We start from the raw sequence: 16,787 nt of genomic DNA, 5'->3' as shown, positions 1-16,787 counted from the left end.
AGGACATAACCGCCGATTTATCAAGGAGGATAATATGATTGAGCAAAATACAACATCTAGTCTGCACGATGACAATGCAACGACATCGTCAAAAAAACTGCTCTCGACCCCTGTGGCACTGATACAGCTCATTGTCTTTAGCGCTATCGGTCTAGTGATGTTTTTTGTGCCGTTTACCATTGGTGAAAAGAGCACGATTTTGTTCGATCATGGCGCGACCTATTTGGTTACTCAGCAGCATACTCTGTCGGTGACGTTATTGTTTTTACTTATGCTCTATGGCGTGAGTAAACCATTTATCGACGGCTCGTGGAATAAAAATATCACTCACATGATTATGACTGCTTTTAAGGTCATCGGTCTGGTATTGGCAGTGATGTATGTTGCTGGCGCTGCGCCTGCCTTCATGATGGAAGCCGACATGCTGCCGTTTTTGTTTGAAAAACTGGCATTACCAGTCGGTATGATTGTACCCATCGGGGCATTGATATTGGCATTTTTGGTTGGGTTTGGTTTGCTCGAGATGGTTGGTGTACTGATGCAGCCAATCATGAAACCTATTTGGAAAACGCCCGGATCATCGGCGATTGATGCCGTCGCTTCTTTTGTTGGTAGCTACTCTATCGGTCTACTCATTACTAATCGCGTGTACCTACAAAAGCAATATTCAGCGCGTGAAGCCATTATCATCGCGACTGGATTTTCGACGGTATCAGCAGCGTTTATGGTGATTGTGGCCAAAACGCTTGGGATAATGGAATTTTGGAACCTCTTTTTTTGGTCAACGCTAGTAATTACCTTTATTGTCACTGCGATTACTGCTCGGATTCCGCCCATCAGTCTGTTTGATGATAAGGTTGATCGTCCAACCCTTGATCACGCAAGAGGTAAACGACTAGCAGCAGCATTTGATTTGGGTTTGTCCACTTCCCGTCAAGCAACTGACCTCAAACAAATCTTATGGTCTAATTTTCGTGATGGTCTGACGATGGCAGCCGCTATTGTGCCTTCTATCATCGCTGTCGGTCTGACCGGATTACTATTAGCAAAATATACGCCCGTGTTCGGTGCGTTAGGCTTGCTGCTTTATCCGTTCACATGGCTTGGCGGCCTACCAGACCCTCTTGTCGCTGCCAAAGGAATGTCAGCAGGATTGGCTGAAATGTTCTTGCCAGCACTACTGCTAAGTGACGCAGATATACTGACGCGCTATGTGGCAGGGGTCATCTCTATTAGCAGCGTACTGTTTTTCTCAGCCATGATACCTTGTGTACTGGCTACCGAAATCCCAGTCTCTGTTGGTAAAATGGTCATTATTTGGTTTGAACGCGTGGTTCTTAGTATTTTGCTAGCCGCAGCGTTTGGACAATTGGCGCTGTATATGAACTGGATTGGTTAATAAAAATGACATCAAAGAAGATACATTAAATGATCTAAAAGCGACCAAACAGCTTAACCTCACAACGATTTGCCTTAAAAATAATATAATTAACACCGCTTACAACACTAGGATTACCCTTATGAGCAATATCAAACAATTAACCCTACACCCACGCCAGCTTAGCTTTGAGATGCTACGTGACATTTACGATCAGCCCGTTGTACTGACACTGCCTGAGAGTGCTTATGAGGCGATTGATGCCTCGCACGAAGATGTACGCACCATCATTGCCCGTGACAAGAGCGCTTATGGCATCAATACTGGTTTTGGTCTGCTTGCCAAGACGCGTATCAGTGATGACCAGCTTGAGCTGCTACAGCGCAATCTAATCATTTCTCACTCGGTAGGTACTGGTGACGCGCTACCAGACGGTGTGGTACGACTGATTATGGTGATGAAAGTCGCCAGTCTGGCACAAGGCGTCTCTGGCGTACGCCGCGAGGTGGTTGATAGCTTGCTTGGTTTAATCAACAATCAAATCACACCAAACATTCCAGCCAAAGGTTCAGTTGGTGCCTCTGGTGATTTAGCGCCACTATCACATATGACATTAGCTATGATGGGTGAAGGTCACGTCTATGTCGATGGCAAAAAAGTCCTTGCCGCTGATGCCTTAGCGAAGCACGGACTTGAGCCGATTACATTGGCAGCCAAAGAAGGCCTTGCACTCATCAACGGTACACAAGTATCAACGGCACTAGCATTACGTGGTTATTTCTTAGCGCGTGATTTGCTTGAGACAGCTACCATCGTCGGCTCACTGTCAATTGATGCGGCCAAAGGCTCGGATTCACCATTTGATGCGCGTATTCACGAGGTACGTGGTCATCATGGGCAAATTGAAATCGCCAAAGCGCATCGTCAATTGATCAAAGGCAGTGCGATCCGCGCTTCGCACAATGATGAGCAAGACGATCGAGTACAAGATCCTTATTGCCTACGTTGTCAGCCGCAGGTCATGGGTGCTTGTCTTGATATCATCAACCAAGCAGGAAAAACGCTACTCATCGAATCCAACGCGGTAACCGACAATCCGCTTATCTTTAATAACGAAGATGGTCCAGTTGCTATCTCAGGCGGCAACTTCCATGCCGAGCCTGTGGCCTTTGCCGCGGATATTTTGGCCTTGGCAATCGCCGAGATCGGTTCGATGTCTGAGCGCCGTGTTGCCTTACTTATTGATGCAACTTTGTCAGGTGGCCTGCCGCCGTTCTTGGTCGAAAATGCTGGGGTCAATTCAGGCTTTATGATTGCGCACGTGACCGCTGCTGCCCTCGCCTCAGAAAACAAATCTATCGCCCATCCAGGCAGTGTCGATAGTATCCCGACTTCTGCCAACCAAGAAGACCATGTATCCATGGCAACGTATTGTGCTCGCCGTCTATACGAGATGGCTCACAACACCGCCACCATCATCGGTATTGAGCTGTTAGCTGCTGGTCAAGGCATCGACTTCCATCGCGGACTCGAGACATCAGAGCCATTGACAGTGGCGCATCAGAAGCTACGCGAGAAAGTGACATTCTATGATAAAGATCGCTACCTAGCCCCAGATATCGAGGCAGCCAAACAGTTAGTACTAGACGGTACACTTGCTCAGCATTGGCAAGAACTGCGTCGCGACTGGTACGATTCTAAGTAACGGTTAACTGGTAAAAGGAGAGCCATGATGGCAGTCACAAACATGACCACACCCATTAGCCATACACCTGCTGATATGACTCAGTGGACAGGCCGTGCTGAGCCGTTTGAGACTGAGCGCGCCCGCTATTGGTATCAGCTCGCCCAGCCTTACGAGACTCAATATATTGGGCTGGTTGGTTTTGCGTGTGACCAAGGGGTCAGACGCAATCAAGGGCGCGTGGGCGCACGAGCTGCACCGCCTTTGATTCGTCGGGCGTTCGCTGCATTGCCAGTCATTGCCGAGTTGCAACAACGCTTTAATGATCAACTACCATCCTTACTCGGTGATGCAGGTGACATTCATTGTCATGATAACGACGGCTTTGCCGAGCGTACACTTGAGCAAGCTCAGATGAAATACGCTGATGCAGTTAGCACTATCGTCAAGCAAGGTGGACTACCCATCGGATTGGGCGGTGGTCATGCCATCGCTTACGGTAGCTTTTTGGGATTATGGCAGGCGTTGAAAGAAACAAATGATACGACTGTCAGCACATCCGCAGTACCTACTATCGGAATCATTAATTTTGACGCGCATTTGGATACTCGTCAGTCTGATGTGGCGACTTCTGGGACACCGTTTCGTCAAATTGCTGAGCATCTTGACGCACACGATCAGCCCTTTCACTACTGCTGTGTAGGCGTCAGTCGCTTTTCTAATACCGCCGCGCTCTTTGATCGTGCTGAGCAACTGGGTGTACAGGTCATTAGTGATGAAGACTGTCATTATCAGCCTTGGGATACACTTGCCGAGCAGGTCAAAAGCTTCATAGATCAGGTCGATATAGTGTATCTCACCATTGATATGGACTGCCTGCCATCTAGTGTTGTCCCAGGTGTCAGTGCACCTGCCGCCTTTGGTATTGAGCTGGGTTTTGTTGAGCGTATGGTCAAGCTGATTATGTCATCAGGTAAAGTAAAAATGGCCGATATTGCTGAGATCAACCCGACCTTTGATGTGGATAATCGTAGCTGTAAAGTCGCTGCTCGACTGCTGGCAACGATTGTAGAACAGCACTTACTTGTCAGCTAGCTCTTACAAAAAAAGGTCTTAACAGGTTACTCGCCTCCCAATAATTAGGAGCATACTATGAATGAATCAGAAAATTTTAAAGAACAGACGCTCGACGAATCTACTATGACATCGTTTGATCAACTCATTATTAATGCCAATATTGCGACGTTTTCAGCACACTATGGTTTCGATATTTACGAGAATTCAGATACTGATAACATCCCATACGGTCAGCTAGAGAACGCCGCTATCGGTATTAAAGACGGCAAAATTGCATGGATTGGGGCACAAGAGCAAATCGCTACTTATCTGCCTCATTATCAAGAAAATCAAGTCACTAACGCCGATGGTAAATGGCTGACCCCGGGGCTTATCGACTGTCATACACACATTGTCTATGGTGGCAACCGCAGCAACGAATTCGAAGCGCGTTTGCAAGGCGCCAGTTACCAAGACATTGCTGCACAAGGCGGCGGTATTGTCGCAACCGTGAGCGCCACCCGCGCCGCCAGCATTGAATCGCTATTTGCCCAAAGTGAAAAACGTCTAGTCGCGCTAATGAAAGAAGGCGTCACCAGTATCGAAATCAAATCGGGCTATGGCTTGGACTTAGACACTGAACGCAAAATGCTTACCGTCGCTCGCCAGCTTGGCGAAAAGCACGGCATTCATGTGAGCACTACTTATCTAGCTGCGCACGCCTTACCACCTGAATACAAGTCTAATATGCAGGACCGTGCGGACGACTATATCAAGCAAGTCTGCGAGTGGCTGCCCATTTTACACTCCGAAGGCTTAGTCGATGCGGTCGATGGTTTTTGTGAAAACATTGCGTTTAGTAGCGAACAGATTAGACGCGTTTTTGAGGTTGCACGCTCCTTAGACCTGCCAGTCAAACTGCACTCTGAGCAGTTATCTGATATCGGCGGTAGCGCTTTAGTTGCTGAATACAACGGGTTATCTAGCGACCATCTAGAACACTTATCAGAGAATGATATCCAAAAAATGGCTGCTAGTAATACGGTTGCGGTGATATTGCCCGGAGCGTTTTATACGTTACGTGACACCAAGCTGCCACCGATTGAGGCACTGCGCAAGCACCAAGTCCCGATGGCGATTTCAACTGACTGTAACCCTGGCACCTCACCGTTAACGTCGCTGTTATTGACGATGAATATGGGCTGTACGCTTTTTTACCTCACGCCTGAAGAAGTACTGGCAGGCTCGACGGTTTATGCGGCGCAGGCTTTAGGACTCGCTAATAAAGGAAAAATAGAAGTTGGCTGTGATGCTGATTTGGCACTATGGGATATCGCCCGTCCTGCTGACTTGGCCTATCAGATGGGGCTGAACCCTATCCAAGGCATTATGGTTCAAGGACAATGGCACGAGACCATATAGTCAATACATTTTCATTTATCTCAATTAAAAAGCCCCAGTCACCCAATGACTGGGCTTTTTTTGGCAAAAATATTGAAAATTTTATGAAACTAAAGAAAAAATCTTTATAACCTTAGTTTAAATAGGGATTTACTATATCAATATTTTTAGTAAGGATTTATAATACCCTTTTTTAAACAGGGTTATTTTTGGCTAACTATAGTTCATAAATAAAAATTAACACACAGTATAGAGAAAGCGATATGCGTACAGATTCATTTCAACAGATATTGGAAGACTTAAACAGCTCATCAGCAGATGTTGAAGCATCTGCCCTAATCTCTAACGATGGTCTGATGATTGCCTCAGCTCTACCAACTGGCGTTGATGAAGACCGTGTTGGGGCGATGTCAGCGGCACTGCTATCATTGGGCGACCGTGCAGGCCGTGAATTGGCACGCGGCAGTATCGATCGCATCATGATTCAAGGCGAAAAAGGCTATGTGATCATGACTTCATCAGGCGAAGAAGCAGTCCTCACCATCATGGCAAAACCCAATGCCAAGCTTGGCTTGATATTCTTAGATATCAAGCGTGCTTCAGAAGCCCTTGCAAAACTCATTTGATTGGTAGCTTTAGCTTTTGACAAGCACCTTATTTATTCGCTTTTTACTCATTATACATATAACGACTAATAAAGGAGATGACCATGGGTTCTCCAATCCCTGATGCACACAAGCCTGAACTGCCTGCTGAGCAAATCACCCTAACCTATTATGATGGCACGTCACGGACTGTCTATGATACGGGGATAGAACGTCCCTATCCCGATGGCAAACTGATTGTCTCGCGCACCGATTTAGACGGTATTATTACTCACGTCAACGATGCCTTTGTCGAGATTAGTGGCTACAGCGTTGATGAGCTCATCGGTCAACCGCAATCTATCTTGCGCCACCCTGATATGCCAAAATCTGCTTATAAAGACCTGTGGGATACCGCTGAATCTGGACAAAAATGGCATGGCTATGTCAAAAACTTATGCAAAGACGGTAGTCACTATTGGGTATATGCCACGGTCGTACCCAATGTTCGCCGCGGCGAAACCGTTGGCTACACCTCAGTACGCCGTAAGCCATCACGCAGCAAAATTGAAGCGGCACTGGCTCAGTACGCCCAAATGAAACAACATGAGGAAGGCTAAGTCATGACGACACACAATATGTTAATCGCCCCTGATTTTTCGCCTGAGCGCTTTGCAGGCTGGCACATGTTCAACACATTGATTCAAAAACGTACCAACCTCAACATGCACCTCAATATCCCCGCATCACATGCTGAGCAAGAAGCATTGATTGAGGCAGGTGATATTCAAATTATCTACGCCAATCCTTTTGATGCGGCCACTCTCATCCGCGAGCAAGGCTACCGAGCCATTGCACGACCTATCGGCAAGTCTGATGAAATGGTGATTGCAGCAGCGGCCAATAGCGATGTCGACCGCCTAGAAGATATCCATGCGGGTGCAACTGTGGCGATGGCAGACAACCGCGACGTCAAGCTGATTGGTTTACGTTTACTAGAAGCCGTCGATATAGAAGAATCTGATCTTAACTGGGATGTAACTGAGACCTATCAGGCAGCGGCCCGCAAAGTGATCAAAGGCGATGCCCAAGCTGCCTTTTTCTTAGCGGAAATCTTTCACAGCTTTTCACGCTTAACCAAAGCTCAGCTATCGGTACTGATTGAGAGTGATTTGGCAGATATTAGCCATGTCCTGCTCATTAAAGAAGACTTTCCAGATGCGCAACTCTTTATAGATGCGATTCTTGATTTGCATAGCGATGACGATGGCAAAGAAGCCTTGACTGAGCTTGGTATGCCGCAAGGATTTGAGGCGATGAGTGAAGAAGATGCTGAATTCATGATTGATTTGATGCAGACGTTATTGGACTGATCGCTTATCAGCTTTATTGATATCGCACTTCGTTTTACGGAATTAGGCTGTGGCTTGTTGCGCTTATTGCCATCACGGCTATGATACAAGGATACTATGATGTCTGATGCAGACCTGATCAAAGAAAATGAGAAAGTGGCGCACCGAATATTTCGACTTTACTCGCGTAAGGTATTTTTGGCACCCAATAACCGTCACTTTCACGAGCAGCGTATCAACGCCGCGTTACTAATGACTGAAAAAGAACCGTTACAAGGCGCTGTAGCGGACTTTTTCTATGGTTGCTGGTTTGATATTCCGTACGATGTCAATAACCTATTTACGCGTATCAAGGATCGCTTGTATCCTGATGCCCAGCAAGGGTTTCGCGATTGTATTGATAAAAAAAGCTACATTCAGCGCAATAGTATGCTTGCCACTCGCTGGAGTGTACTGGTGTCGCCTTCGCTCAATGAGCAAAAACAACGACTGCGTATCAGTAGCGATGATGCCAAAGAAATCGCTAAAGACATCACAAGCGAGTTGATGCAAGCACGTGCTAGCCAAGACTGGGGCACCATTGAGCAAATTGAAAATGAGTTTTTTGCCTATTGTACGGCGCGCAACGATCGTCTGGCATTTTCATTAGTATGGTTTAGCTTGGGCAAAAGCGATTGGCAGTTTGATAAGCGCTGGGACAATTGCCAACAGCATCTTGATCAAACGATGACGCCTCCAGCCAAACAGTAGATTGTCATTCGTTTATAACTTTAAATATTTTTATTGCCCTTTCATCACTACGGTAGCCGCTATGTCCTCTTACTTGAATGCTGATAAAACCTATCTGACCTTAACGCCCGCTGGTATTTTTGAGGCGTTTTCACAAAATGAGCCGACTGACGAGCAGTTGGCGCTACAAGATTTATTGTCTTATGGGCAGACGCTACTCGCCGCTGATTGGTTGCAGCGTTATTCTGATATATGGCTACAAAGCTTTATCGAGCAAGGCTGGATTGAAAAACTGTCTTTGCTTTTGCCAGCACCCAATTTGCCATTGGATCAATTTTTGCCTTATGTGGTCGCGAGCTTATCTGGCAAACGCCGTGCAGCGATTGGCTCTGATGAAGGATTTTGTTTGGCTCGGATTGGCTACAGTCAAGAAGAAGCGGACATGCTCAGTGTCGCCGCTGCTGATTTTTCAGGATTTATGCTTCGCCAAAAACAGCGCGGCTGGGCAGTAGAGAGTCAAGCGATTTCATTTTTTCAGCAAGTTGATTTACTTATTCCTGAGACCAGCTTTGTGTTTTTATGGATCGATGGCGCAGGTTATGTGCTCATCATCGATGGCGAACCCTTAACCAACAGTCGCGCCTTTGTAGAGCTGGTATGGGCACTCAAGACATCTGGTCTAAAGTTTCTTAGTTGATGGAGTTAAGCCCTTACTCAACACAAACCCTTTATACCATAGCAATATAAGTGCGCTTGTCTTAGGTCGAGCGCCCTTTCCTCTCTTATAACCATCCGCTTCTTAATGACTTTACTTTCTAGTGCTGGACGATTTTGCGCAGCAATAACAATACCTTCAGAATTAACAATAACTTGTCAATATTTGATGCATACTCTTCGCACGCTTATCTTGTTGCCGATTAAATTTCTGCAAGATATCAGCTTCTACAAAATCGAGTTTATACCATTTCAAAGATTTAAATTATCGCCTCCAACGTCCTACCTCATCGACAGTGGCAACCTCTGCCAAACCTTGCATTCTTGCTTATTTTTTAGGACAGTTTATGACTTCGCTGACCACCGTGCGCGTGCGCTATCAAACGATCGAAATTGGCAACACTGACATTCATATTTGCACCCTGCGTGACAATCAGCAATTTAGCGATCCTGATGATGAGGCGTTAAATTTGGGCATTTGCTCGGCGTCTTGGCCGATGTTTGGCGTCATATGGCCATCAAGCTTGGTGCTTGCCAATCATATGCTGGATTACGATATCGCGGGCAAACGAATTTTGGAAGTGGGCTGCGGCATGGCGCTATCGAGTCTGCTGCTCAATCATAGACATGCGGACATTACAGCGACTGACTATCATCCAACGGTTGAGTATTTTCTGGATAGAAATACCACGCTGAATAATAACAAAGAGATTAATTTTGAGCGTTTGGACTGGTCAGAGGACAATAGCCATCTTGGCAAGTTTGATATCATTATCGGCAGTGACTTGCTCTATGAAGACCAGCACATCGATATATTGGCTGAATTCATCGAGCGTCATGCGCTGCCAACCTGTGAAGTCATCGTAGTCGATCCTGGTCGCGGTCGCAAAAACAAACTGACCAATAAAATGATCGAGTTTGGCTTTAGTAGTCAGCATGTCAAACCTGAAAATACGACTTATTTAGAGTTGCCGTTTAAGGGACATATTTTGACGTTTTCAAGATCGGCCGTATCAGATACATAGAGTCCGTTATGCGCTAAGGGATTGCCACTGCTTTCGTGTGATTTTATATAGAACATGCTCAGCAAGTGGGTGCTTGGCATCAAGCATAGGGTGATAAAAATTGTCTTGTGTGTTGATCATACCAAGACGCTCCATAAGCTTTTGCGAGCGCTTATTGATAACGGCAGTAAAGGCAACAACCTCGCTAAGTTCTAAAACATCAAAAGCATAGCGCAAAGCAGCCTGCGCGGCTTCGGTCGCATACCCTTGTCCCCAATAATCATTGTGCAAGCGCCAACCAATCTCGACAGCAGGAGAAAACGGCATGTCGGCATGCGCGTTATTTAACCCAACCATACCGATAAAGTCATCGTTTTTATTTGAGCAGCCTTTGCGACTCACCGCCCAAAATCCCCATCCATTATCCTCAATCAGCGTCTGGCATTTTTTGGCGATAGTATTACTCATAGAAGTAGGTAATAACTTGGGAAAATATTCCATTACTTCAGGATTGGCATTCATTTCAGCGAATGGTGCAAAGTCGCTCGCTTGCCACTGTCTGAGGTACAGTCGTTCGGTTTCTATCATACTTGTCATATCGGTCGCTTAGTACTCAGTATCATTAAAATTTCTTATCAAGCCAGCCTTGTTGTTTGGCATAGCTTAGCTGTTCAGGCGTATCAATATCATAGCTAAGTTGGTCATTATTGACTTTACCTATTTGATCGGCTGGCAACTCTCTAATCAGATGCCGTAGCCCTTTATCCCCTGCTAACATTGCCTGCCATTGTCTGAGTAGCTGATAGTTAATGACTAAAGGTAGACCAATGATATTGCTTGTGGATTTATTGGCAGCGGAACTTTTATTAGATTCTTCTTCACCCAAATTTTGGTAGTTTTCTAAATCTTGCCAGTTGTGCCAACTATGATACTTACTTGCCACTACAGACTGTTCACCAGCCAGCAAAGCCGTTAAGTGTGACTCACCCAATAAAACCTGATCAACACCCATAATGAGCACGCGCTCGATTGACGCAGTGTCAAGGCTAGCGATGGTCTTAATACCCAAACGCAAACTGTCCGCCATACCAGTTTCAGGTTTTGGATTTACTACCGCTTGAACCGCTGGATATTGCACAGCCAACTCTGTAACTGTACTAGCAATTGCAGGATGCTTATCAGGAATCACAACGATGACGGCTTGCGGATTGGTGCTTACTGCCAATCGGATCGTGCGCATGATTAATGGCTCGCCATCCTTAACGAGCAGCTGTTTGGGTTGACCTAGACGCTGACTGAGGCCACTTGCCAATATGATGACAGCATGATTTTGCCCCTGTCTGTCATTTTCTTCTAAGACGATACTACTCATGCGGTACTCGGCACAATATCAGCATCACTACTCAACGCTGCTGTATGCAAAAAACTACTATCCGAAACCGCTATTGATGAGGCTTGATCGTGCATGACTGCATTTATCTGTGCCATGATACCAAGTGCGAGTGCTTCAGGACCATCTCCGCCCAGTTTATAGCCAATTGGATAATGCAATTTACGGATACCAACATCCAAAACAGTAGGATTTGCAATGTTGGCGCTGATTTCATTGATTAAGCGTTCGGTACGATAACGTGGCCCCAACTGTCCTAAATATCTATAATTTTGCGCATGTGCCAGCAATATCGCCAAGCGAGCGCGGTCTTGAGTCAGGCTATGTGACATCAGAGCGACTGCAGCGTTGTGGCTCAGCTTCAGCAACGTATCACTATCCTCTAGAGATAATGACATGACGGTGTCTGCCTGAGGAAAACGCATACGAGTCGCATATTGTGTGCGACTGTCTATGACCGTCACATGCCAGTCTTGTAGCTTTGCCATGGTCACCAGTGGCATCACATCATTACCTGCGCCACAAATTAATAAACGCACTTGTGGTTGCAGGTGTTGCACGAGCCACTCGGTGGTTACCTCATTCGTTTCTATGGTCACGTATTCGGCATTTCCCTCAGACAGCTTGTACTCTGCTAACTTTTCTACGATATCGGCAATTATATTCGAAGGTTTTATTATCTCTTGTTCTGGCAAATCTTCCGAATCGTGATATTCCTCTAAATTGATACGCATGCCTATTTGCAGCTTAGTATTCTGATAACCGTTGGCACGTATCAAAGTAGCGACCATAACTGGCTGCTGAGTTCGCCGAACCTGACGAATTAAATCTAAAAATGGTACAGCTGTTGCCAGACGCTCAAACAGCACATGGACACGTCCATTACACCCGAGTCCAAAGTTCAACTCATCAAAGTCCATGTCATCCAGGCCATCCAAGTCGTCTAGATCATCATCTGTATCGCCAGCTTCTTTGTTGATCGCTGCCTGCGCTTGACCATTTTCGGCATATTCAATGTCATCACCCGTCTGATAAACCTGCACATTGGCACCGTCACGCGTGAGCCAAAAGGCACGTTTGATAATATGGGGCTCCAAGCAACCACCGCTAATCATTCCAACTGAGCGACCATCTTCACAGATGAGCATCATGGCGCCAGCACGGCGATACGCTGAGCCTTCTGTACGAATGACAGTGGCCAATACAGCATCAACACCTTGCTGCTGAGCCTCGCTTGCCAGCTTCAGAATGTCAGCGACTTGATTCATAATGCCTCTTATTTAATAATTATTTCTTTTATAATGAATTTTTTGATAGTACTAAAATATACTACCGACCCAGTTACAAAAACCCGCTCAGTAAGCGGGTTCTTGTCATACATAAGCTGATAAAACTACTCTGGCATCTCATAAAGCAACTTATCTAACGTAATCGGAAAATCGTAAACACGGACACCTACCGCATTGTAGACGGCATTGGCAATCGCGGCAGCAGCACCTGCAATAGCTGTCTCACCAATACCTTTGATATGCATTGGATTGGTATACGGATCATCCTCTTCCACCAATATGACATCTAACTGCGGTACGTCCGCATTGACTGGCACATGGTACTCGGCAAGATCGTGATTACAGAGGCGACCGTCACGTTTGTCATGAATCACCTCTTCCATCAGCGCTGAACCAATACCAAATACCATGCCACCATAGCATTGTGAGGTCGCTGTTTTGTGGTTCAGAATACGACCCGCGGCAAATGCACCTGTCATGCGCTTGACCCGAATCTCACCTGTCACTTTATGAACAGCGACTTCAGCGAAGTTAGCACCAAACGAAGATTGACGATATTTTTTGCCATTCTTACCTGGATTTATCTGACCTTTGGCACTGATTTTTTGCTCATCATAGCCAGCGACTACTTCTGCAAGCGCGTAAGCCCCTGTATTTTCAAAATCATACTCTTGTGATGCTGACTGTCCTGATAGCGAAAGCCCTGTGGTTTGCGATAGCTTATCTATAGTGCTGTCGGCAAGTGATTGTCCGCTCTTTTTAGCAGCTTCCATTGCTGTTAAAGCATGCTCGCCTGTTTTCTTTATTTGACCATTATCTAACTGAATGTTGTCAGGATACAGACCAACTTTTTCTGCTAGCATTTCACGCAGCTGCTCGCAAGCAAGATAGACACTACTACCCGCACTTGCAGCACCCCAACTGCCACCTGAGCCTGATGCTGGTGGCAATGCACTGTCACCTAGTTTCATCTCAACATGGTCAATAGGCAGTCCTAACAGGTCTGCCGCTACCTGAGAAAACACCGTATAAGACCCTGTACCAATGTCTGTCATATCTGTCTCGATAACTGCTTTGATACCAAGTGCTTTTGACTCATCTACCTGTAGGGTTGCACGTGCTTCAGATGCCTGTAATTGATTGCCACGGGCAGCCGCAGCCATGCCTGTACCTATCCACCAGTCACCTTCTAATTGACTGGCAGGTTTTGCATTTCGTTTATCCCAACCAAACTGCTTGGCACCTTGCTCCATACACTCAATCAGCTTGCGTGTCGAAAACGGAATGTCTTTACTAGGGTCTTTTTCGGGTTCATTACGGCGACGCAGCTCGATAGGATCAAGCTCTAACTGAGTAGCCAATTCATCCATTGCACATTCAACGGCAATCATTCCAACCGCTTCCCCAGGTGCACGCATCGAGCCTGCTAATACTTGGTTCATATCTACCAATTCATAATTTACGCGGCGGTTTTTGCCGCTATATAGATAGTGCGTAGATAAAGCAGTTGGCTCAAAGAAAGCCTCATCTGGCAAATTACTAGAGATCGTATCGTGAATCAATGTATCGATCACGCCGTCATTGTTCGCGCCAATTGCGATACGCTGACGCGTGTTTGAGCGCCGGACTGTCGCCTCCATCACTTGTGGGCGCGTCATAGTGATCAACACAGGACGACCCAGATCTTTTGCAGCAATCGCCGCCGCAATAGATTCAGGAGCAATACCGAGCTTACTACCGAACCCACCACCGACATAATGTGCGATCAGTTGTACTTGATCTTTATTTAGGTCCAGAGCATCCATCACTTGCTGTTTGCAAGAAGCGAGCATCTGATTGGCAGTATACAGAACTAGCTTATCGTCTTCCCAATGAGCCAATGTTGCATGAGGCTCCATCGCAGAGCTGTTTTGACTTGGTGTATGATAAAAGCGATCAACAGTCACTGCCGCATCAGCTAAGCCTTGATCCGGGTCACCTTGGACGTAGTTTTTGTCAGAGCCTTTCTTCTCATCGACCGCGTGTGCATTAGATAGCTCTTGAGTAAAGTTTAATGCTGCCTGATCAGTCTCATCTGTATAGGTAACTTTAAGCGCCTTCGCGCCTTCTCTCGCTGCTTCAAAAGTCTCAGCGATGACGACCGCAATAGGCTGACCATGATAAAAAATCTCAGTCGCTCCCTGCGTCGGTGCTTTTTTTAGTCCACCTTGTTGAGAGTTACGTAAGAAATGCTCAGGATCAGTCACGACCTTAATAATATTAGGAATACCCTTTAGCGAATCATTATCAATACTCTCAACTCGCCCTTTGGCAATGGTCGCGCCTACCAAGACACCATAGGCTTGATTGTCCAAGTGTATTTCAGCACTGTATTTTGCTTGGCCGCTAACCTTTAGCGAACCATCAACACGGTTGATAGGCTTACCGACCAATTTGCTTGCCGTTGTACTAAATAGCGTTTCAACAGGCTCATCCATGGTCAGTTTTTTGGTTGGTTCTGACTGTGTGATTGATTCTAATAGTGCCATGATTATGCTCCCTCGCCCGCTAGTGCGCGCTGAATGACTTGTTTTAATAGGCGACGCGTCAATGGTATTTTAAAGTCGTTTTGACCATTCCCTTTGGCATCATGCAATAACAGATCAGCGGCCTGCGTGATAACATCGCTGTTGCCATTGGTGTCTGTTAATAGTGCCTCAACCTCTTCATTACGCCATGGCTTAGTACCGATGCCGCCGAACGCCAAACGTACTGTCTTTAGGTTGCCATTTTCATCAGCATCGATGACTGCGGCACAAGATACCAGTGCAAAGGCATAAGAAGCACGGTCTCGCACTTTGTCATAGGTATGCATACCCTTGATAGGGGCAGGTAGTACAACATGAGTAATCAACTCGCCTGCTTCTAGCACGTTTTCGATATGCGGGGTGTCTTTTGGCAAGCAATAAAAATCTTTGATATCGATAGCGCGAGTCGATCCGTCCGCCTTTATTGTCTCAATAGTGGCATCCAGCAAGCGCATGGCCACTGCCATGTCAGATGGATGCTGAGAAATACAGGCATCGCTCGTACCTAGAATAGCTAGCGTACGGTTTTCGCCATTGATAGCAGGACAACCGGTCCCCGGCTCACGTTTGTTACAAGCGCTGTCTGTTTGATAAAAATAATAGCAACGAGTGCGCTGCAAGAAGTTGCCACCCGTCGTTGCTTTGTTACGTAGCTGACCAGTCGCCCCTGCTAAAATAGCTCGGGACAATACTGGATAATTGGCAATCACATCAGGATGCGCGGCTAAATCACTGTTGGTCACAAGTGTACCAATACGCAAACCACCATCAGCAGTCGTTTCTACTTGCTCTAAGTCAAGACGCGTAATATCGACGAGTTTGATGGGTGTCTCAATCTCTAACTTCATCAAGTCTAATAAGTTGGTACCACCTGCGATAAAAGAAGCATCTTTACTACTGGCAGATGTCGCGGCTTGCTCTGGTGCATCAGCACGGCTATATTCAAAGCGTTTCATGAGCGGCCTCCTGTTGTACCATTTGCTGTTTTGTTATTTGCAATCTTATTATTTGATGAGTTTTTGCCAAGTTGCGTCTCACTAGGCGGCGGTGACCAAATACCTGTTACGCTTGAGTGTTGCGCAGCGTTGTCAGCTGTCTTAGAGGTAGACGCTGATGCTTCATTCTCTAGCACTTGTGAGATGGCTTTGATAATATTAGGATAAGCGGAGCAACGGCAGATATTGCCACTCATGCGCTCAGCGATTTCTTGTACCAGCAGGCTATCAGGATTCTGTAGATCGGTGCTCACATGGCTTGGCCAATTCTGCTTTACTTCTTCTATCAATGCAGTCGCTGAACAGATTTGACCTGGTGTACAGTACCCGCACTGAAACGCGTCGTTATCTTTGAACGCTTGTTGTAGCGCCGATAGTGAGTCTGGCATCCCGATGCCTTCGATAGTCGTAATCTCATCACCATCATGCATGATGGCAAGTGTCAGACAGGAGTTGACCCGTCGTCCATTGATAAGCATGGTACAGGCCCCACATTGACCGTGGTCACAGCCTTTTTTGGGTCCAGTAATTTGTAAATGCTGACGACAGACATCGAGCAATGTCGTACGGGCGTCAAGATTCTCGAGCTGATAATCCTGCTTATTGATTGTTAACGTCAAGGTAGACATGCTGGCTTCTCGCTG

16 protein-coding genes are annotated in these 16,787 nt (G+C 46.3%); 10 read left to right on the top strand and 6 right to left on the bottom strand.

Annotated features, from left to right (window positions below; genetic code table 11):
• The first annotated feature begins 34 nt into the window (after nt 1-34).
• From QO189_RS05795 to QO189_RS05750, 10 genes are all read left to right on the top strand, one after another.
• Nucleotides 35-1,399 (top strand): YjiH family protein, encoded by a 1,365-nt coding sequence (locus QO189_RS05795; RefSeq protein WP_371531924.1) that lies wholly within the window; start codon nt 35-37, stop codon nt 1,397-1,399.
• Between the two features lie 121 nt (nt 1,400-1,520).
• On the top strand, nt 1,521-3,083 hold the full coding sequence (gene hutH / locus QO189_RS05790; RefSeq protein WP_371531923.1) for a histidine ammonia-lyase: 1,563 nt from the start codon (nt 1,521-1,523) through the stop codon (nt 3,081-3,083).
• Nucleotides 3,084-3,125: 42 nt separating this feature from the next.
• The gene (hutG, locus tag QO189_RS05785) at nt 3,126-4,157 is read left to right on the top strand and encodes a formimidoylglutamase (RefSeq protein ID WP_371532051.1); all 1,032 of its coding nucleotides are present in this window, start codon (nt 3,126-3,128) and stop codon (nt 4,155-4,157) included.
• Between the two features lie 57 nt (nt 4,158-4,214).
• A complete protein-coding gene (gene hutI / locus QO189_RS05780; RefSeq protein ID WP_371531922.1) occupies nt 4,215-5,540 on the top strand; it encodes an imidazolonepropionase in 1,326 nt (441 codons plus the stop codon).
• 242 nt (nt 5,541-5,782) lie between these two features.
• Nucleotides 5,783-6,145 (top strand): roadblock/LC7 domain-containing protein, encoded by a 363-nt coding sequence (locus tag QO189_RS05775; RefSeq protein WP_040641606.1) that lies wholly within the window; start codon nt 5,783-5,785, stop codon nt 6,143-6,145.
• Nucleotides 6,146-6,228: 83 nt separating this feature from the next.
• Nucleotides 6,229-6,723, top strand: a complete 495-nt coding sequence (locus QO189_RS05770; protein ID WP_371531921.1) for a PAS domain-containing protein — start codon at nt 6,229-6,231, stop codon at nt 6,721-6,723.
• 3 nt (nt 6,724-6,726) lie between these two features.
• Nucleotides 6,727-7,476, top strand: a complete 750-nt coding sequence (locus QO189_RS05765) for a PhnD/SsuA/transferrin family substrate-binding protein (RefSeq protein WP_371531920.1) — start codon at nt 6,727-6,729, stop codon at nt 7,474-7,476.
• 99 nt (nt 7,477-7,575) lie between these two features.
• Nucleotides 7,576-8,205 (top strand): hypothetical protein, encoded by a 630-nt coding sequence (locus QO189_RS05760; RefSeq protein WP_371531919.1) that lies wholly within the window; start codon nt 7,576-7,578, stop codon nt 8,203-8,205.
• A 61-nt stretch (nt 8,206-8,266) separates the two neighbouring features.
• Entirely contained in the window at nt 8,267-8,881 is a 615-nt protein-coding gene (locus QO189_RS05755) for a hypothetical protein (RefSeq protein ID WP_201599568.1), read from the top strand.
• A gap of 364 nt (nt 8,882-9,245) precedes the next feature.
• The gene (locus tag QO189_RS05750; protein ID WP_371531918.1) at nt 9,246-9,923 is read left to right on the top strand and encodes a methyltransferase; all 678 of its coding nucleotides are present in this window, start codon (nt 9,246-9,248) and stop codon (nt 9,921-9,923) included.
• Between the two features lie 6 nt (nt 9,924-9,929).
• Here QO189_RS05750 and QO189_RS05745 read toward each other — a convergent pair whose 3' ends face one another.
• The 6 genes from QO189_RS05745 to QO189_RS05720 form a co-directional block, all read right to left on the bottom strand.
• Entirely contained in the window at nt 9,930-10,490 is a 561-nt protein-coding gene (locus QO189_RS05745) for a GNAT family N-acetyltransferase (protein ID WP_371532050.1), read from the bottom strand.
• A gap of 34 nt (nt 10,491-10,524) precedes the next feature.
• Complete coding sequence (locus QO189_RS05740) at nt 10,525-11,274, bottom strand: nucleotidyltransferase family protein (RefSeq protein ID WP_371531917.1); 750 nt, start codon at nt 11,272-11,274, stop codon at nt 10,525-10,527.
• Nucleotides 11,271-12,560, bottom strand: a complete 1,290-nt coding sequence (locus QO189_RS05735) for an XdhC family protein (protein WP_371531916.1) — start codon at nt 12,558-12,560, stop codon at nt 11,271-11,273. Before QO189_RS05735 ends, QO189_RS05740 begins: the two co-directional genes overlap by 4 nt.
• Nucleotides 12,561-12,685: 125 nt before the next feature.
• Complete coding sequence (locus tag QO189_RS05730) at nt 12,686-15,109, bottom strand: molybdopterin cofactor-binding domain-containing protein (RefSeq protein ID WP_371531915.1); 2,424 nt, start codon at nt 15,107-15,109, stop codon at nt 12,686-12,688.
• A 2-nt stretch (nt 15,110-15,111) separates the two neighbouring features.
• Nucleotides 15,112-16,104 carry a xanthine dehydrogenase family protein subunit M gene (locus tag QO189_RS05725; protein ID WP_371531914.1) on the bottom strand — a complete coding sequence of 331 codons (993 nt, stop codon included), beginning with the start codon at nt 16,102-16,104 and terminating at the stop codon, nt 15,112-15,114.
• Nucleotides 16,101-16,772, bottom strand: a complete 672-nt coding sequence (locus QO189_RS05720) for a 2Fe-2S iron-sulfur cluster-binding protein (RefSeq protein ID WP_371531913.1) — start codon at nt 16,770-16,772, stop codon at nt 16,101-16,103. Before QO189_RS05720 ends, QO189_RS05725 begins: the two co-directional genes overlap by 4 nt.
• Nucleotides 16,773-16,787: the final 15 nt, after the last annotated feature.

Source organism: Psychrobacter sp. Arc29, assembly GCF_041431175.1.
Taxonomy (GTDB): Bacteria; Pseudomonadota; Gammaproteobacteria; order Pseudomonadales; family Moraxellaceae; genus Psychrobacter.
The sequence above is the reverse complement of the archived record's forward strand: the minus strand, read 5'-3'. Positions and strand labels throughout refer to the sequence as shown.